The organism is Mucilaginibacter phyllosphaerae, assembly GCF_004378255.1.
GTDB classification, from domain to species: Bacteria; Bacteroidota; Bacteroidia; order Sphingobacteriales; family Sphingobacteriaceae; genus Mucilaginibacter; species Mucilaginibacter phyllosphaerae.
In genome coordinates this window covers 413,327-432,421 of sequence record NZ_SNQG01000003.1, presented here as the reverse complement: position 1 = coordinate 432,421, position 19,095 = coordinate 413,327, and the positions used below count along the sequence as shown (strand labels likewise).

Annotated in this window: 17 protein-coding genes; 15 read left to right on the top strand and 2 right to left on the bottom strand. The window is 42.6% G+C overall.

Annotated elements, in window-relative coordinates; genetic code table 11:
- The first annotated feature begins 94 nt into the window (after positions 1-94).
- The 11 genes from E2R65_RS10130 to hisS all read left to right on the top strand — a co-directional run bounded on the left by E2R65_RS10130 (position 95) and on the right by hisS (position 9,824).
- A complete protein-coding gene (locus tag E2R65_RS10130; RefSeq protein ID WP_134336574.1) occupies positions 95-853 on the top strand; it encodes a UDP-2,3-diacylglucosamine diphosphatase in 759 nt (252 codons plus the stop codon).
- Between the two features lie 292 nt (positions 854-1,145).
- On the top strand, positions 1,146-2,219 hold the full coding sequence (prfA, locus tag E2R65_RS10125) for a peptide chain release factor 1 (RefSeq protein ID WP_134336374.1): 1,074 nt from the start codon (positions 1,146-1,148) through the stop codon (positions 2,217-2,219).
- Positions 2,220-2,274: 55 nt separating this feature from the next.
- Entirely contained in the window at positions 2,275-2,493 is a 219-nt protein-coding gene (locus E2R65_RS10120) for a hypothetical protein (protein WP_134336373.1), read from the top strand.
- An 11-nt stretch (positions 2,494-2,504) separates the two neighbouring features.
- On the top strand, positions 2,505-2,873 hold the full coding sequence (locus E2R65_RS10115; protein WP_134336372.1) for a type II toxin-antitoxin system VapC family toxin: 369 nt from the start codon (positions 2,505-2,507) through the stop codon (positions 2,871-2,873).
- A gap of 157 nt (positions 2,874-3,030) precedes the next feature.
- Positions 3,031-3,981 (top strand): FAD:protein FMN transferase, encoded by a 951-nt coding sequence (locus E2R65_RS10110; protein WP_134336371.1) that lies wholly within the window; start codon positions 3,031-3,033, stop codon positions 3,979-3,981.
- A gap of 196 nt (positions 3,982-4,177) precedes the next feature.
- Positions 4,178-4,480, top strand: coding sequence for a hypothetical protein (locus E2R65_RS10105; protein ID WP_134336370.1), 303 nt, complete (start codon positions 4,178-4,180; stop codon positions 4,478-4,480).
- Complete coding sequence (locus E2R65_RS10100; protein WP_134336369.1) at positions 4,480-5,358, top strand: hypothetical protein; 879 nt, start codon at positions 4,480-4,482, stop codon at positions 5,356-5,358. Before E2R65_RS10105 ends, E2R65_RS10100 begins: the two co-directional genes overlap by 1 nt.
- Positions 5,359-6,042 carry a response regulator transcription factor gene (locus E2R65_RS10095; RefSeq protein ID WP_134336368.1) on the top strand — a complete coding sequence of 228 codons (684 nt, stop codon included), beginning with the start codon at positions 5,359-5,361 and terminating at the stop codon, positions 6,040-6,042.
- A gap of 4 nt (positions 6,043-6,046) precedes the next feature.
- The gene (locus tag E2R65_RS10090) at positions 6,047-7,387 is read left to right on the top strand and encodes a sensor histidine kinase (protein ID WP_134336367.1); all 1,341 of its coding nucleotides are present in this window, start codon (positions 6,047-6,049) and stop codon (positions 7,385-7,387) included.
- 213 nt (positions 7,388-7,600) lie between these two features.
- The gene (locus E2R65_RS10085; RefSeq protein WP_134336366.1) at positions 7,601-8,281 is read left to right on the top strand and encodes an OmpA family protein; all 681 of its coding nucleotides are present in this window, start codon (positions 7,601-7,603) and stop codon (positions 8,279-8,281) included.
- Positions 8,282-8,453: 172 nt separating this feature from the next.
- A complete protein-coding gene (gene hisS / locus E2R65_RS10080) occupies positions 8,454-9,824 on the top strand; it encodes a histidine--tRNA ligase (RefSeq protein ID WP_134336365.1) in 1,371 nt (456 codons plus the stop codon).
- Positions 9,825-9,912: 88 nt separating this feature from the next.
- On the opposite strand, the gene E2R65_RS10075 is transcribed toward hisS, so the two are convergent.
- Both E2R65_RS10075 and E2R65_RS10070 read right to left on the bottom strand, forming a co-directional pair.
- On the bottom strand, positions 9,913-11,112 hold the full coding sequence (locus tag E2R65_RS10075; RefSeq protein WP_134336364.1) for a DUF1501 domain-containing protein: 1,200 nt from the start codon (positions 11,110-11,112) through the stop codon (positions 9,913-9,915).
- 6 nt (positions 11,113-11,118) lie between these two features.
- The gene (locus E2R65_RS10070; protein WP_134336363.1) at positions 11,119-12,498 is read right to left on the bottom strand and encodes a DUF1800 domain-containing protein; all 1,380 of its coding nucleotides are present in this window, start codon (positions 12,496-12,498) and stop codon (positions 11,119-11,121) included.
- A gap of 104 nt (positions 12,499-12,602) precedes the next feature.
- On the opposite strand from E2R65_RS10070, the gene E2R65_RS10065 reads away from it, so the two are divergent.
- The 4 genes from E2R65_RS10065 to aat are packed head-to-tail and all read left to right on the top strand — an operon-like array spanning position 12,603 to position 19,089.
- Positions 12,603-14,516, top strand: coding sequence for a DUF3857 domain-containing protein (locus tag E2R65_RS10065; RefSeq protein ID WP_134336362.1), 1,914 nt, complete (start codon positions 12,603-12,605; stop codon positions 14,514-14,516).
- A gap of 52 nt (positions 14,517-14,568) precedes the next feature.
- On the top strand, positions 14,569-16,497 hold the full coding sequence (locus tag E2R65_RS10060; protein ID WP_134336361.1) for a DUF3857 domain-containing protein: 1,929 nt from the start codon (positions 14,569-14,571) through the stop codon (positions 16,495-16,497).
- Entirely contained in the window at positions 16,497-18,440 is a 1,944-nt protein-coding gene (locus E2R65_RS10055) for a DUF3857 domain-containing transglutaminase family protein (RefSeq protein WP_134336360.1), read from the top strand. The genes E2R65_RS10060 and E2R65_RS10055 overlap by 1 nt, the downstream gene beginning before the upstream one ends.
- Before the next feature lie 10 nt (positions 18,441-18,450).
- The gene (gene aat, locus E2R65_RS10050; protein WP_134336359.1) at positions 18,451-19,089 is read left to right on the top strand and encodes a leucyl/phenylalanyl-tRNA--protein transferase; all 639 of its coding nucleotides are present in this window, start codon (positions 18,451-18,453) and stop codon (positions 19,087-19,089) included.
- Positions 19,090-19,095: the final 6 nt, after the last annotated feature.

Sequence of the window (19,095 nt, the reverse complement as noted above, 5' to 3'; positions counted from 1 at the left end):
GTTTTCGAAAAAACTGACATCGTGTGTATGTGGTGCATTTCCTTAAAACACCGGTTTGTCATCTGCCAATTATTCCCGTACTTTTGACCCTCGTATGCCAACCGGTAAAAACTTATACTTTGCTTCTGATTTCCATTTAGGCGCTAAAAGCTATGCATCCTCGCGCGAGCGGGAAGACCGCATCATCCGCTGGCTGGATCTGATCAAAAATGATGTTGCCGAACTGTTTTTGATGGGCGATGTATTTGATTTTTGGTTTGAGTATAAAACGGTGGTGCCCAAAGGTTACGTTAGGTTTTTAGGTAAACTGGCGCAGTTAACAGATGCCGGTGTAAAGCTTTACCTGTTTAAAGGCAACCACGATATGTGGATGTTTAATTATTTTACAGAAGAACTTGGCGCAAGCATCATCAGCAACGAATTAGCGATTGTGCGTGGCGGCAAAACGTTTTACTTGCACCATGGGGATGGCCTTGGCCCCGGCGATAAATTGTATAAATTTTTGAAAAAGTTTTTTCGCAGCGGGGTTTGCCAGTGGCTTTTTGCGCGGCTGCACCCCAATCTGGGTGTGGGCATAGCCAATGCGTGGTCCAGAAAGAGCCGCATTGCGGGCGCTAAAGACGTTAAGAAGATACAGCATCAGCAGGAATGGCTGGAGGTTTATTCCAAAGAGATCTTAGAAACCAAGCATTACGATTACTTTATTTTCGGCCACAGGCACTTGCCATTAGATATAGCCCTGCCCGGTAATAGCCGGTATGTAAACTTGGGCGAATGGGTAAACCATAACACCTACGCGGTTTTTGACGGTGAGAATCTGGAATTAAAGTGGTTTGAAAAGGCCACAAAATAACGAATATAGAATACTGAATTTTGAATGATGAAGTGTTCTTATTTCAATATTTGATGTTGAGTGTTCAACATTCGATATTTTACCCCAAAAATCTATTTACAATACACTGAATTTATTATGTGCCGATAATTGCGTATTTTTGCATGTTTTTGCACGGCAATAACAAACCTAAACCCGATGGTAATGAAAAGCTTTGGTGTGGCGGAGTTTAAAAGCACGGGCAAAAAGCTTGTAATGCACAGCGGGGCTGCAGTAACCCAAAACCTACTGCAATTGATTTTCAAATAAGAAGATGTTAGAAAAATTAGAATTAATATACCAACGCTGGAAAACCGTAGAAGGCGAATTAAGCAGCCCCGAAGCAATGGCTGATATGAAGCGTTTTGCCCAGCTGAATAAAGAATATAAAGACCTGGCCAAGATTGTTGACGAGTATAATGTTTACAAAAACATTATGAGCAACATTGAAAGCAACAAAGAAATTTTAGCTACCGAAAAAGACGAAGAATTTCGTGAAATGGCTAAAATGGAACTGGATGAACTGCTGGTTAAACAGGATGAGATGGAAGAAGTTATCCGTTTGATGCTGATACCAAAAGATCCGGAAGATTCTAAAAATGCCATTATTGAGATCCGTGGTGGTACGGGCGGCGACGAAGCTGCACTTTTTGCAGGCGACCTTTACCGTATGTATATGCGCTATTGCGAGCGCCGCGGCTGGAAAACCGAACTGGTTGATTATACCGAAGGTACTGCAGGCGGTTATAAAGAGATTGTATTTAACGTAAATGCAGAGGATGCTTACGGTAACTTTAAATACGAAAGCGGGGTGCACCGGGTACAGCGCGTGCCTGATACCGAAACCCAGGGCCGTGTGCATACCTCTGCTGCATCTGTAGTGGTATTGCCCGAGGTGGATGAGTTTGATATCGACCTGCAAGTGAGCGATATCCGTAAGGATCTGTTTTGCGCGTCTGGTCCGGGCGGACAGTCAGTAAACACTACCTATTCTGCGGTACGTTTAACACACATTCCAACCGGTATTGTTGCCCAGTGCCAGGATCAAAAATCGCAGTTGAAGAATTATGATAAAGCCTTAGGCGTATTAAGATCTCGGGTTTACGAAATGGAGCTGCAAAAGCACCTGGAAGAAACATCTAAAAAACGTAAAACCATGGTGGCCACCGGCGACAGGAGTGCTAAGGTACGTACCTATAACTATCCGCAGGGCCGCTTAACCGAGCACCGCATAGGCTTAACTATTTATAACCTTACCGGCGTAATGAACGGCGACCTGCAGGAAATTATGGAAGCCCTGCAATTTGCAGAGAACGCCGAACGGTTGAAAGAAGGTACCGCAGCGTAAGCTTGTTGTTATAAGTAGTTATATTTGATAGTAGCCGGAGTTAATAATAATTGATATGAAAATAACAATTGAAATTGATACTAAAAGCGAGCTGGAAAAGCTTACCGCCTTCTTTAAAACTTTTAAAATAGAGCGGGTTAAATTAGTGGCTGATGAAAATAGCGCTATAACCAGGGGCGATAAATCGATTGATCCTTCGTCCCTTTTTGGGATATGGGCAAAACAGCCCAAAACCCTCGATGATATCCGTAATGCCGCCTGGAAGCGTAAATAAGGTTACAGCCAATGGTTTTGTGCGATACTAATATTCTGATTAATTTATTCAATGGCAATGAAGCTACACGCTTAAGCCTTAATAACATAGGCTTAGATAATATTGCGATATCTGATATAACCGTAATGGAGCTTTACCAGGGCATGGGTAATAAAGCAGAATTATTACAGATGAAAAAGAAGCTTAGGTTTTATGATTCTATTCAAATTGATATTCAAACATCTGTTTTAGCAACTGAGCTTATCGAAAAGTTTAGATTAAGCCAAGGTCTCCAAATTCCTGATGCCATAATAGGTGCTACTGCAATAATTCACCAAATACCTCTTTTTACGTATAATATTAAAGATTTTAATTTTATGCCGGGTTTACAATTATTGTAGATATCTCTTCTTTGGCAATTATTATTTCTTACCTATAAAACCTGTTTTCATGTCAATTTCATAATGCCCCGTTATTTTAGCGTTTGTAAAGTTGCATTCGGGCGTTACGCTGCGTAATAGTTGAATATAACTTACTTAACTGTATAAAACGCAAATTATGCTGGCAGTAGAAAATTTATCAGGTTCATCAACCATTTTTAACCGCGAAACACGGTTATTAGGTAACCGGTTTGGGATTAGCATCGTAGCTAATGATGCGGTGTGGGCGCTTGCCCGTATTAACAGTGCCTTTAACGAGATTACCCGCGTTGAAAAACTGTTAAGCGCTTTTCCGGAAGACAGTGCCCTTAATAACATTAACCGGAATGCCGGCATAAAGCCTGTACGTGTGGATGCAGAGATTTTTCGTTTGGTTGACCGCGCCCTGCAAATATCGGCCCTTACCTATGGTACTTTTGATATTACCTACGCAGCAGCCAATAACAATGCCACCGACGATTCTGCTAACGGCCCGGTTACCGTTATAAAAAAGATCAGAAAAAAAATAAGCCTTACCAATTACACCAATGTGGTGTTGGATTTTAACGCGCAAACCGTATTCTTAAAAAATAAAGGGATGCGTATCGGCTTTGGCGCCATCAGCCGTGGCTACGCAGCAGATAGGGCAAAATATATTTTACAGATGGAAGGCGTTAGCAGCGGCGTTATTAATGCCGGCGGCGATCTGCTTACCTGGGGCTTGCAGCCCGACAATACCCCCTGGACCATTGCATCTGCCGACCCTGCACAGGCTAACCAGCCATATGCGGGTATCAATATCAGCAACATGGCAGTGGCTACTTCCTACAACAGCGAAGCAGAGCCCAGCCTGAATAAAAAGGTAAACAGCGATATCGACCCGGAGAATGGTTTCCCGGTGAGTAAAATTAAAAGCGTAAGCATTATTACACCCGGTGCCGAACTGGCCGATGCCATGGCTTCACCGGTTATTGCAATGGGCATAAATGCGGGCTTATACTTAATCAATAAGTTAAACCAAATGGCCTGTATCATCATTGACGACCATGCACGTGTTTACACGTCAAAAGATATTAGCGTACTGCTATAAGTTTCTGCTTATACCGGCACCATAAACCTATTACCATTAACGCGCTAAACACCGGGAAAAACCCATCGTGTTTAGCGCAATTTTTTTTAATAACAATAAATTCATACCTGCAAAGGCAGTTACCTGCGTATCTTTGCAAATATTAAGCGTTCCTGCCCCCAAAATGATAAAGTGGTTTTTGTATATTGTACTCTTCATGATATTCGCACCACGCTTGTCATACGCTAAAAATAATTCTGGCCTGCATGGTGGTTCTTTAGGCATAAACAATACATTTAATACATTTTACACGTTACAACAACGCGATACAACTGTAACAAAAGGCAGGCAGAGGCAATCTGATGAAGAAAAGAAAAAGATAAAAGAGGTTGCCAGGGCTAAAAAACAGCCAATACCCGAAAAAATAGAAATTGTTGACCCGGCAAAACCAAAGCCCAAACGCCAGCGCAGGCCCGAGGGTTTGGAACGCCCGCCCGAAATACCAAGGAGAAACGACTGATGAGATACTTTGGCTTTCTGTTATTGATAATTACCTGCAGTGTTTTAAATGCTTCAGCCGCAAAGCCTGGCAGGGTAGCATACCGGGATAGCTATGCAGTGGCCGATACGGATACCCTTGTACGTAAAAATTCGGTTTCGGCAGGTATAACTTATGGCAGCGACGCCCTCTTCTTTGGCCGCACGGGCCCTATCAGGTATCCATTCATGTCTACCGATATAATTTTTAACACCAAATCCGGCTTTTTTGTATATGGCTCGGCATTAAAAGTGTTGGGTTATAAACCCCTTGTGGATGAAATAGACCTGGGTGGGGGCTACTACTACCGGCTATCTAAAAAGTTTACAGGCACCCTAAGTTATACCCGGTTTATTTTTAACAAAGAAGCCAACATCATTAAATCATCCGCATCTAATGATATCAACTGGAAGAACACGCTCGACTGGAAATTGCTGAAAACCAGCGCTACGGTTGATTACCTTTTTGGTAAATCGTATGACATATTCACCACCATTACCAACTCAAAGTACTACGAGAGCAGTTTTAATATCTTTAACGATCAGGATTTTTTGTCGATAAATCCATCGGTAAGCCTTATTTTTGGTACACAAAACTTTGTACAGCGTTACTCGGTCGACCATCAGTACCGGTCAGAGATAGATAATATTAATACGCAATTTGAAAATGGCAAGCGCGCAAGGGCAAATGCTAAGTTTAACATGTTAAACTATAGTTTTAAACTGCCGCTGGCCTATAATATGCCCCATTACACATTAGAGGCTTCTTATAAATACTCTATCCCGGTAAACGTGGAAGGCGCCCTGAAAAACAGGCGCGAATCATTTTTTAATTTCACCTTTTATTACGTGTTTTATTAGATGAATGTATTGATCATAGAGGATGAAAAATCACTTGCCCACGAGCTGGAACTGTTCCTGGTAAAAAATAATTATATCTGCGAGATCTGCTATAACGGGGCATCCGCATCAGAAAAAATTGCCGTTAACCTTTACGATTTTATCCTGCTTGACCTCGGCCTGCCGGATTATGACGGGCTCGACCTGTTGAAGGAGGCTAAAAAAGCAAATCCCGAGGCTGCCTGCATCATCCTGACCGCCCGGGCGGAAGTAAATGACAGGGTAAAGGGCCTCGACCTGGGTGCCGACGACTACCTGGCAAAACCCTTTTCGCTTTTAGAGCTGCAAAGCCGTATGCAGGCCATCATCCGCAGAAAATTTGGCGTAGCACAAAACGTGATAGATCTGGAAGGTTTTTTAGTGAACCTTACCGAGCGTACCATTATGCATCATACCGACCCGGTGAACGCTATCACCAAAAAAGAGTTTGACCTGATAGCTTATATGCTGCTGCATAAAAACCGCACCCTTACCCGTGCACAATTAAGCGAACACATTTGGGGCAGTTTGATCAATGACGATTACGACTCGAACTTTATTGATGCCCACATCAAAAACATCCGCAAAAAGTTAAGCGCCTATGCCCCTGCAGACTGGCTGGAAACTGTACGCGGCCTGGGTTACCGCATAAAAACAAACGTTTAAGTATTTGAAACTTCAAACCAAATTAACGCTGTTTAATGCCATATCAAAACTGGTTATTGTAACCCTTTTTATATTGCTGCTGCCCAACATTATCGAAAACATCAACAAAAGCTATACAGATAGCCGCCTGGTAAAGCAAAAGGATAAGCTACTGCAAATTGTACATGAAAGGGGCATAAAAAACTACATTGAAGATGGTGAAAGCTATGGCAGTTACCTCCCCCTAAAAGAAGAATATGTGAGTTTGGCCGAGGCAGAGCCGGGTTACTATTTAGATACTATTAAAGATGAGCAGCGTGTGGTAGAAAGGGATACCATTGATTACCGTATTTTAAGCCATACTTTTAGGGCCGGCAACCGTAACTACCTTTTAGAGATTGGTAAAAGCACCGAAACTATCGGCGAAACTACCGGCCCGCTCCAAAATATCGCCTTCCAGATACTGCTGGGGATGATCTTGCTCACCATCCTGGCCGATCAGATCTTTTCCAGCTATATCCTGCGGCCGTTAAGTATGATTATCCGTACCAAGCTCATCAATAATAAATTCCCTAAGCTAACGGTATATAAAGAGGTTAAAACCAGCACCTCAGATTTTCAGCACCTGGATCTCAGCATCCACAAGATGGTAGAAACTATCGAAACTGCCTTTCAGAAAGAGCGGGAATTTATCTCCAATGCCTCGCATGAGCTGATGACGCCGATATCCATCCTGCAATCAAAGATCGAGAATATGTTTGAGCAGGATGACATTGCCGACGAGCTTAAAGTGCGCCTGCTGGAGATGCAAAAGATCCTGAACCGGCTCAAAAGCATCACTAAAACGCTCTTGTTGATCTCGCAGATAGAGAACGAACAATTTTTAAAGGAAGACAGCATTGCTGCCAAACAACTTATCGAGGATGTTTACGAAGAGATCTCTATCCGCCTGCAGGAACGCAACCTCCGTATGGCGCTAATGATAGAGGATGATGTGATGCTGAACCATGTAAATAAGTATTTACTGTTTAACCTGCTGTTTAACCTCATCAACAACGCTATAAAATATAACCGCCCCGATGGCGAAATAACGGTTACCGGCCAGTGGTTAAAAAACTATTACGCCATTCATATCACCGATACGGGCATAGGCATAGCCGAAGAAGAACTGCCCTACATATTTAACCGCTTCAAAAAGCTAAAGCAATCGCTTTCGCAGGATAGTTTTGGGCTGGGGCTGCCCATTGTGATGTCTATCGCCATGTTTCATAACATCGGGATAAAGGTAAATTCCGAAAAAGGTACCGGCAGCACATTTACCCTGATGTTCCCACTAAAGGTAACCGGCAACCCGCCGGCCATATAAAATGCTGTACTAAAAAAAAGGCAGCATTGCATAGCGTATTATGGGTGTATGGTTGTGAATACACCGGTATTTTCGCGGGTATTAAAAATATGTTTTAATTGTAAATGTGGGCTTATTTAAATATCATTAATATTTCAATAATATATCATTTCAACTTTTGGCACTCACTTTGCAAATAGTCTGTTATATTATATATACCCATTTTTTTCAAACATGAAAACACTTAAAATAAAAATTGCTACTTACAGCATTGCATTGGCATCATTAGGCGTATTAGCTTCTGGCTGCGATTCACTTACTAAAACTCAAAAAGGAGCGGCTATTGGCGCAGGTGCCGGTGGTACTGTTGGTGCATTAATAGGTAAAGCTGCCGGTAACACTGCTTTAGGTGCTATCATTGGCGGTGCCGTTGGTGGTACTGCAGGTGCATTCATCGGCCGTAATATGGATAGGCAGGCTGCCGAGATCAAACAAACCGTACCCGGTGCAACCGTAACCCGCGAAGGTGAAGGTATCCTGGTGAAGTTTGATTCGGGGATTCTTTTTGATACCAATTCATCAGATTTAAAAAGTGCCGCACGTACTAACCTGGCTAACCTGGCAACATCTTTACAAAACAACCCGCAAACCAACATCCTGATTGTGGGCCATACAGATAATACCGGTACAGATACCTATAACCAAACACTATCTGTGCGCAGGGCCGAGTCTGTTAAAGCTTTTATAGCAGCAAACAGCGTGGCAGGTTCACGTTTAAGCACCAGCGGTAAAGGCGAAAGCGAGCCGATAGGTGATAACAATACGGTTGAAGGCCGCAGCCAAAACCGCCGGGTAGAGATTGTTATTGTTGCAAATGATGCCATGAAAAACCAGGCTAAAAGCGCCACTAATTAATACTTAAGATCAGTTAATAGTTAATCAGGACAAGACCCTTGCTGTATAGCAAGGGCCTTTCTTTTTGGCCTCTCCCCGGCCCTCTCCAAAGGAGAGGGAGTAGAAACTTTTGAGCCTTTCATTGAATTAGGCTCACCCTTTAAGCTTATCTGCTTTTTTGTACCTTTGCCGCATGGCATCCATCAAACCATCTGTACCAAAAGGTACCCGCGATTTTTCTCCCGCCGAAATGGCCAAACGTAATTTTATTTTTGATACCATAAAAGGCGTATTCCGCAAGTACGGTTACCAGCAGATAGAAACCCCATCGATGGAGAACTTAAGCACACTAACCGGTAAATATGGTGATGAAGGGGATAAGCTGATATTTAAAATATTAAACAGCGGAGATTTTTTAGCAAAGGCGGATGAACAGGCATTAGCTACCCGCAACTCTAACCAGGCCACTTTGTCCATCTCCGAAAAAGCCCTCCGTTACGATCTTACCGTACCATTCGCACGTTACGTGGTGCAACACCAAAACGAGATAACCTTTCCTTTCAAGCGTTTCCAGGTGCAGCCGGTATGGCGGGCAGACAGGCCGCAAAAAGGCCGTTACCGCGAGTTTTACCAGTGCGATGCAGATGTGGTAGGTTCACCATCGTTACTAAACGAGGCGGAGTTTATCATGATCTATGATGAAGCTTTAAGTTTGCTGGGTTTAAAAGATTTTAGCATCAAAATAAACAATAGAAAAATACTATCGGGAATTGCGCAGGTTATAGATAAAAACGATAGCATTATTGACATGACCGTTGCCATCGATAAGCTGGATAAAATAGGCTTTGACGGTGTGGTAAAAGAATTATTAGAGCGTGGCTTTACCGAGGCAGATATTGATCAAATAAAACCGATCATCCTGTTAGAAGGCACTAACGATACTAAGTTAGCCAGCCTGCGCAGCGCCCTGCAATCTTCTGCAATTGGCCTGCAGGGCTGTAACGAGATCCAAACCGTGTTTGATTATGTTGCCGCCTGCACCCCGCTGACTGCCAAACTGGAACTGGATATTACCCTTGCCCGCGGTTTAAATTACTACACCGGCGCTATATTTGAAGTAAAAACCAACGAAGTTGCCATGGGAAGCATCGGCGGCGGCGGCCGGTATGATGACCTTACGGGCATGTTTGGCTTAAAGGGCCTTACCGGTGCAGGGATCTCTTTTGGTGCCGACAGGATCTATGATGTGTTGGAAGAATTAAACCTGTTCCCGCAATCGGCAGAGCAAACTACCCAGGTGCTGATATGCTGCTTTGACGAGCAAGGTGAAAAATACGGCCTTCCCCTCTTGCAAAGCCTGCGCAGCCAAAACACCAACGCAGAGCTTTACCCTGCAGGCGCCAAAATTAAAAAGCAAATGGAGTATGCCAATAACAAGCAGATCCCATACACGGTATTGATTGGCAGCGACGAGATGCAAAGCGGCTTGCTCACCTTTAAAAATATGGAAAGCGGTCAGCAGGAAAAGCTATCTGTAAAGGATATTTTAAGCAGACTAAAATAGTTATGACCGAATAGCTTAAGCCTATTGTATATAAAATGGCTTCTATGCTCATCATATGAGACAGAAGCCATTTCTACGTTATCGGCTATTATACAAAGTTAAGCTTGGCAAAGTTACGGTTTAGCACACTGCTGTTATTTACATCCAGCCATTTATCAAGCAGGGTTGCATATACGCTTCTAAAATCTATTTCATACTTCAGGTCGCCATTATCCAACTGCGATAGATCGGGGGCGTTGTTGTAGATGCCGGCTTTATTTAGTTTGCCGCCAAACAACATCACATTGTTGGCTGTGCCATGGTCTGTACCGTTACTGGCGTTTTGTTCAACCCTGCGGCCAAACTCAGAAAATGTCATTACCAGGGTATCATCAAGTTTGCCGGTTTGTTTAAGGTCTTTAACAAAGGCAGCAATACCGTCGCCATAAACCTTTAACTGGCTGCCTTGCAGGTTTAACTGCGATGCATGCGTATCAAAACCGCTTAACGATACATAATAAACCCTTGTTTTTAAGCCCGAATTAATGAATTTGGCTACGCCCTTTAAGTGTTTGCCAAATGCGGTATTAGGGTACTCGGCGGTAGTGGTGTAGGTTTTGCTGGTTTGCTGGATATAGCTGGCAGATGAAGATGTTTCTATCATCGTTTTATACAGGTAGCCCAGATTATCTTCGCTTAAGTTGGCGTTGCTGTGCTCGTTAACCAGTTCTTTAAAAAAGGGCTCGCGCGTGGCCTGGTAAAGTTTGGCAGGGCTTTCTACGGCAATCCCTTTCATTTTAATGCCCTTCATGGCAAGCGACAGATTGTCGTCAACCTCGATAGCCGTATAGGGGTCTTTATTCACCGTGCAGTTGGCATCCAGGTACCGGCCTATCCAGCCGGTAGTTAAAAACTGGTTGGCATCGCTGCCGGTTTGCCAGATATCCATCGACCGGAAGTGCGACCTGTCGGGATTGGGATAACCAACCGAATTGATGATGCTCATCCAGCCCTGGTCATAAATTTCTTTAAGGGCCGATAGATTGGGGTTTAGCCCCTGCATATCGTTCAGTTTAATGATCTCCGGCTGTTTAATGGCTATGGTGTTCCTTTTTTGGTAGTAAATGTCATTGCCGTAAGGCACAATGGTGTTCAGCCCGTCGTTACCGCCCGATAGCTGGATAACCACCAGGTTTTTATATCCCGTTAACTGGCCAGACGCCAAAGCCTCAAGCGGTTTTAAAAAGGATGGTATCAGGAAAGCACCCGATGCCAGTGTGGAGTTACGCAAAAAGTCTCTTCTTTTCATGATTGTTTAATAAAGCTGGTATTCGGGTGTTGAAACCAGTTCTGAAACCATTCCTTTAACATCATTGGCCCTGTTAACTACAGCCATAACATAGGTGTTTAATTTTGGCGAAAGCAATGTTTGTGCAATCTGCGTTTTAGAGGTGCCTGCGGGTATATCTGCCAAAAACTTATCCCAACCGGCCACCGTTTGCGCCTGTGCGCTGGCAGTGGTGCTGCGTTTAGCATTTCCTGCTAAAAATACTTCATCCTCTGGGTCGGGCTTGCCGCTAAAATCTATAATGCCGTTATTTAGTAAAATAGATGGTGTTTTTAAACGGTACATCAGCAATGAACTATCTATCCAGTTTTGCCCACCCGGCCAGCCTGCCACATTTGGCGGATTAAACAAAACCTGCCCCAGCGTCCGTTCAAATTGCATTAAAACGCTTGGATTATTATACTTTACATAAAACTGGCGATTAAGGCCTACAATAAGGTCTACCGGGGCCTTAATTAAATTGCCGGTATTACTATCGTTATAAAACCAATCGCTTTTAAATACAAAGCTTAAAACCTTTTGTATGTTATAGTTGCTGGTATAAAACACATCGGCCATGGCATTTATATTTGCAGCGTTGGGCTTTTCGTTCACCAGGTATTTATATAGTTTGGTGCAAATAAACTGTGCAGTCTCTTTACGCTCCAGCAACATAGTGATAATATCATCGCCGGTAAAGTTGCCCGTTTTGCCTAAAAAAGTTTTTTGCCCGGTATCATGTATGCCGTCGCGGGCAACAAAATTACCCAGGTTATTATACCCCCAGCCGGTAAAGGCACGTGCCGATTCTTTTACGTCCTGCTCGGTATAATTGCCCCGGCCTACGGTAAAAAGCTCCATCAGTTCGCGCGCAAAGTTTTCGTTGGGATGATCTTTTTTATTGAGCTGATTATTTAAAAACTGCAGCATGGCCGGCGATTGCGATACCTGGGTAAGCATTACCTTAAAATCGCCCAGGGCATTTGCCCGGTGTATATTGTTAAGCTGCTGCGAATACCATGGGCTGCGCGTACGGCATGCAAAATGATTATGCCAAAAAAGCGTCATCTTCTCCCTTAACTGGCTGTCGTCGGTGCTCATTTTTTCTATCCAGCCTACATTTAACTGTACCTGCTGCTGGCGTTCCTCCTGCAAAAACTGCTGCTTGGCCATCTTATCGCCCTTGGCTACATTGTTAGAATCAAGGTAGGACGCAATCGGCGTAAGCGGCTTTACCGCTGCCGATGCCTGAAACACCCGGTCGATCGCCTGGCCGATGGTAAGATTTTGCACCTGCTTTAAATCCGCAAAGCCCAGTCCAAAACCTGCCCGTGCATATAGGTGCTTTATTTTATTAATATCGCTCATAGCTTAAGTAAGACGTAATATCTGCAAGTAAGTTTAATACAAACGCTGTTTTATTTATAATAATATACGGCATTTGTTTATATTAGTGGTCCCTATCCCTTTTTATGCATAAACTATACTTTATTACTTTATTATGTGCTATTACCCTTTCTGTTAAGGCGCAAACAGCACCACCCACCACACAACCCTTCGGGAAAATTGATATTGCCGACCTGGAATTAAAAGATTGCGACTTTGAGAAGGGAGCTAACGCCGAAGTGCTGTTCAACAAAGGGAATGTTTACTACAATCAATTTGATTTAAATATTGAGATACATAAGCGTATTAAAATATTTACTGATAAAGGGAAAGACAATGCCAATATCAAAATTATACATGCTTCGCATATATTAACCAATCTGCAGGCTCAAACAATTAACCTTAACCATGGGGCTGTTGAATATATTAAAGTGGATAAAACCCAGATATATACTGAAAAGATAGACAAGTGGCTTTCGGCTACTGTTTTTACTTTTCCAAACGTAAAACCGGGCTCTGTTATCGAGTTTAAATACCTGATCAATACAAATATTGCAAACTATCCAAATTGGTATTTTCAAACCAGCATCCCAACCCGATACAGCGAGATAACAACCCTCGTATCAGATATAGCTGACTACAAAACGCTGGATGCCGTTACTATGCCTTATGCTGTAAATAAACTCGGCAAAAATGATGCTCAGATAAAAGCCCTTGCCAATATACCGTCAATATCTGATGAAGCTTACATGACAACTATTGAAGATAACAGCCAGCGCCTTTTATTTCAATTATCCTCAGTTACTATACCTGGCCAAAAGGTTGTAAATTTTGCAAAATCGTGGCCAAACGTAGGTGAAGAGTTCGCAAAAAGAACATTGTTATCTGGCCAGTTAGATGTTAGTCTGTCTAAAGAAAATGCTTTGCTTGCTGTAGCAAAAGCTATGAAAACAGACGAACAAAAAATAGCTTACTTATTTAATGAGGTTAAAAAAAATATAATGTGGAATGGCGCATATAATATATATGCTTACAATGAAGGAATTAATGTAGCATGGAACAAAAAAACGGGTAATTCTGCCGAGGTAAACTTGATATTATGCCGTTTGCTAAAAAAATCGGGCGTTAAAGTATATCCCATGGTTGTTAGCACCCGTAATAATGGCCGTGTTAGTCCAACCTATCCCAACTCGTCTCAGTTTAACAGCACAGTAGCCTTTGTACCCGTGGATAGCACTAAATTTTTTGTACTTGATGCTACCAACAAATACAATATTTATAACCAAATACCTGCTAACTTGTTAAATTCTTTTGGCTTATATATAGATAAAGAAAAAGAAAATTACCGCATTCAGTTTCTTGAACAACCAGATCCCGTAAAGCAAGTAATATTGGTTAACGGTGATATTACCACCGATGGAAAAGTTACCGGTACAGCCGAAATTGATAATTACAGTTACAATAAAATAACTGCTACCGAAAAATTCAAAAAAGATGGAGAGAGCAAATTTATCAGTTACCTTACTCATGATGATAACAATTTAAAAATATCATCGCTTGAGTTTGAGGACATGGATATTGATACACTGCCCTTAAAAACCAAAGTAAGCTTTACGCTTGACCTAACCGGTTCTGATAATAATTACATCTATTTTTGCCCTAATATACTTACATCTATTAAAGCCAACCCGTTTTTAAATACGCGCCGCCTAACCGACGTTGATTTTGGCTATCGCGATAATTATTCAATTATAGGTTCATACAAAATTCCGACTGGTTATAAAGTAGATATTTTACCAAAAAGTGTAAGCTTAATTATGCCCGATAAAAGTATTTTGTTTAAAAGAACTGTGGTAGAAAGTAATGGGGCCATAATTGTTCGGTACACTATCGATCATAAAAAATCAATCTATTTTAAAGAGGATTACCCGGAATTTCATGAGTTTACTAAACAGATGTATGAAATGCTCAACGAGCAAATCGTATTAAAAAAATCCTGATTCCAGGTTTTTTCAATATATCGGCATGTATTAATATCACCTATCCTTTTTTATGCATAAACTATATTTTATTACTTTATTATGTGCTATTATCCTTTCTGTTAAGGCGCAAACAGCATCACCCACCACACAACCCTTCGGGAAAATTGATATTGCCGACCTGGAATTAAAAGATTGCGACTTTGAGAAGGGAGCTAACGCCGAAGTGCTGTTCAACAAAAGCAATGTTTACTTTAACGCTAACTACGATATTGTAAATGAAATACACAAACGGGTTAAAATTTTTAACGACAATGGCAAAGGCTACGCAAACATACGCATAACCTATTATGGCAGCGACCGGTCTGAATACTTATCGGGCTTACAGGCAGAAACAATAAACCTGGTAAATGGCAGCCCCGAAATTGTTAAGGTTGATAAAAAGCAGATCTTTAACGAAACGATAGACCGCAGCCAGTCTGCCACCGTTTTTTCATTTCCTAATGTTAAACCCGGCTCGGTGATTGAATATAAATACTCCGTTGTAAGTAAAAATATCGGCAATTTTCCTGATTGGTATTTCCAAACCAGCATCCCCACACGCTACAGCGAATTAACAACCAACACGCCAGACGTACTGTATTATAAAAACCTCGAATCTATACACCAGCCGTATGCCGTTAATAAAGAAAACCGGGATGGCTCTGTTACTAAAGCGCTTGCCAATGTACCGTCAATACCGGATGAGCCCTTTATGAGCTCGCTGGAAGACAACTGCCAGCGCATCCTGTTTCAATTGATGACGATCAGGCCGTTTGGCGGCCGAATTATCAGCTTTTCGGATACCTGGCAAAAGGTGGGCGAAACATTGATGGAGTCTACCTCATTTGGCCTGCAGTTAAATCATAAAATTGCAGGCGAAGAAGCGCTGATTGCCAAGGCTAAAAGTATGGCCAATACTGATGACAAAATAGCTTATATTTTTAACGAGGTAAAAAGCGCAATGAAATGGACCGGGGTTTACAGTAAATATTGCGATGACGGCATTAGCAAAGCATGGGATAAAAAAATAGGCAACTCCGGCGAAATAAATATGATAGTATATCATCTGCTAAAAAAATCGGGGATAAGTGTTTACCCCATGATCACCAGCACACGTAAAAATGGCCGGGTAAACCCTGCTTACCCCAACTATTACCAGTTTAACAGCACCGCGGCCTATGTACCTGTAGACAGTACGCGGTTTTACGTGCTTGATGCTTCTAACAAATACAACATTTATAACCAGATCCCGGCAAATCTGTTAAACTCGTTTGGGTTTTATATGGATAAGGATAAGAAGGAATACAGTACAGTTTTTCTTCAGAATACCCAGCCGGTAAGGCAGGTAGTGATGATAGATGGCGCTATTGCCGCAACCGGTAAAATGACCGGGGCTGCGCAGGTTAGTAATTTTGGCTACAACAGGGTAAATGAAGCTGGCCGTTATAAAACAGACGGCGAAAAAAAATTTATCGATTATCTGATCAATAACGATAATAACCTGAAGATCTCTTCCCTCAATTTTGAGGGTATGGAAACAGATACCCTGCCGTTAACCCATAAGGTTGCCTTTGAACTTGAACTTACGGGCTCTGATGATAATTACATTTATTTTAACCCCAACATGTTAAGCGGGGTAAAAACAAATCCCTTTTTAAGCGAAAGCCGTTTTACCGATATTGATTTTGGTTACCGCAGTAATTATGCTATCATTTGTAATTTTAAAATGCCCGCAGGTTACAAGGTGGATGCTTTGCCTGCAAGTATAAACTTAACCATGCCCGACAAAAGCATTGTTTTTAGGCGGATGACGGCAGAACAGAACGGCGTAATTGTGGTGCGTTTTGTAATCGACCAAAAACAAAGCATTTATTTTAAAGAGAATTATGAGGATTTTCATGCGTTTTTTAAGAAAATGTATGAGATGCTGAATGAGCAGATTGTTCTTAAAAAAGCATAATGGATATACGATATACTACTGCCTGGCGCCTGCTGTTTATGCTGGCCTTTATCTGCGCCGTTACAGGCCCTGCCTGTGCGCAGGAACCTGTTATCCCTAAAAGTGTTTACATTGCTGCCGGCATCCCCGATTCGTTAAAAGAGGGGGCCAACGCTGTTGTGCGCTACCAAATGAAAGATATTACGGTTGACGGGCCGGGGGATATCTCTGTAAAAGAACACTCGATAGTTACCGTTTTAAACGAGAAGGCGAATGATGAGGCGCGGCGTATTTTAGGCTACAGCAAAAAATATAATTCCATAGGTTCTTTTGAGATGAAGATCTATAATGCTGCAGGTGTTGTGATCAAAAAATACCATAAAAGCGATATGTATGAAAGGTCTGCGGTGTCGAGCGGTTCTATCATTACCGATGAACGGATCCTGGCAATTATACACAGTATAGCCGCTTACCCGTCAACCGTTGAAATAACTTACGAAACCAACTATCGCAGTTCGATGAATATCGAGTCGTGGTATATACAGGATGAGGAACAATCCATACAGGATTCTTACTGCCACGTAGCCGTAAAAACGGGTTCGGGGTTCAGGTATCTTTCTAAAAATATTGCCATCAGCCCCCAAACCATCAGTAATGGCAATACAGCTAATTATAGCTGGCATGTAGCAAACCTTAAGGCTGTAAAACTGGAAACAGGTGCACAATTATGGCGGGTAATGCCACGGATATATTTTGCAGCCAACAAGTTTGAGTTTTATGGCCTGGAAGGAGATTTTAGCACCTGGCAAAATTTTGGCAGATGGATACAGGGGCTCAATGCCGATGTATGTACACTTAGCCCGGCAAGGGCTGCAGAAATTAAAGCAATGACCGCCGGTTTAAAAACCGATAAAGAAAAGGCGAAATTTTTGTACGAATATATGCAGCAAAACATGCGGTATGTAAGTGTGCAGCTGGGTATTGGCGGCATGAAACCATTTACGGCAGATTTTGTAGATCAGAAAAAATATGGCGATTGCAAGGCACTTTCCAACTACATGTATGCTTTGCTGAAAGCGGTAGATATACCCGCAAATTATGCTATAATTAACGCAGGCGCAAATGCTGAACCTGCCGAGCCCGGCTTTACCCGATATGGTTTTAACCACGCTATACTGTGCGTGCCGCTAAAGGGCGATACCACCTGGCTGGAATGTACAAGCAGCACGCAGGCCTTTGGTAAACTTAGCCCCTTTACAGAAAACCGCCGTGCATTGTTAATTACCGATGCCGGCGGCAAACTGGTAAACACGCCCGCAAGTAAGGCCGAAGATAATGAATTTAACGGCGAGGTACATGTTACACTGAATGCCGATGGCGGCGCAAAAGCCAGTGTAAAGATTAAAAGCACCGGCGAATGCCGGGATGATTACCTGGGGCTGATAAACTATAAATTTGATGAGCAGAAAGAAGCGTTGATACGAATGCTGAATATGAAACAGCCATCGGTAATGGCTTATACCCCCCTGGTAGATAAGGATGGTGTGAAGGAAGTAGGTATTGAGCTGGAGTATGATAAGTTTTGTGATGTGATAGCCGGCAGTAAGCAGTTTTATCGCCCAAGGATGGTTGATATATGGAGTTATACCCTGCCTGCCCTGGAGAAAAGAAAAACAGACTTTTACTTTAACCAGCCTACGGTAAAAAGTTGCAAAACTATTATCGACCTGCCCGAAGGGTTTGAAGTGGATGCCCTGCCGGCCAACCAAAGCCTTAAGTTTACTTACGGTAATTACGATGTTAAGTATATTTATGATGCCGTAAAGAACCAGGTAACCAGCACCGCTAAATTTACTTTAAACAACCAGGTTATACCGGCTGCCAAATACACCGAGATGCAGCAATACCTGGATAACATAGCAAAAGCACAAAATAAAAAGCTGGTAATACGCCGTAAGGCTTAATTTTGCCGGTATGATATTCCGGCTTGATGAGCGTTTATTGTTCCCGAACCCGGCGCTTGCAGAAGATGACGGGCTGTTAGCCGTAGGCGGCGACCTGAGTACCCAACGCCTGCTGCTGGCTTACCATAATGGCATATTCCCCTGGTATAGCGAGGGCGAACCTATCCTCTGGTATTCGCCGCATGAGCGGTTTGTGCTGTATCCCCAACAGCTAAAAATATCAAAATCTATGCACAGGATCTTACGGAGCGGCGTGTTTACGGTTACGATGGATACCTGCTTTAACGAGGTGGTATCGGCCTGTTCATCTGTACAACGCAACGGGCAGGATGGCACCTGGATAACCCCCGATATGAAAGCAGCCTATTTAAATTTACACCTGCAAGGGCATGCGAACTCCATAGAAGTATGGCAGGGCGGCAGCCTGGTTGGCGGCTTGTATGGCGTAGCTGCCGGCAATATTTTTTGTGGCGAAAGCATGTTTAGCCTGGTAAATAACGCCTCAAAAACGGCGCTGATATGGCTTTGCAATACAGGCAGGTACCAACTGATAGACTGCCAGGTTTATACCGAACACCTGGAAAGCATGGGTGCCGGTATGGTATCCCGTAAAGAATATATGGCTATGCTGCCTAAAACCATTGCCTAAACCTTA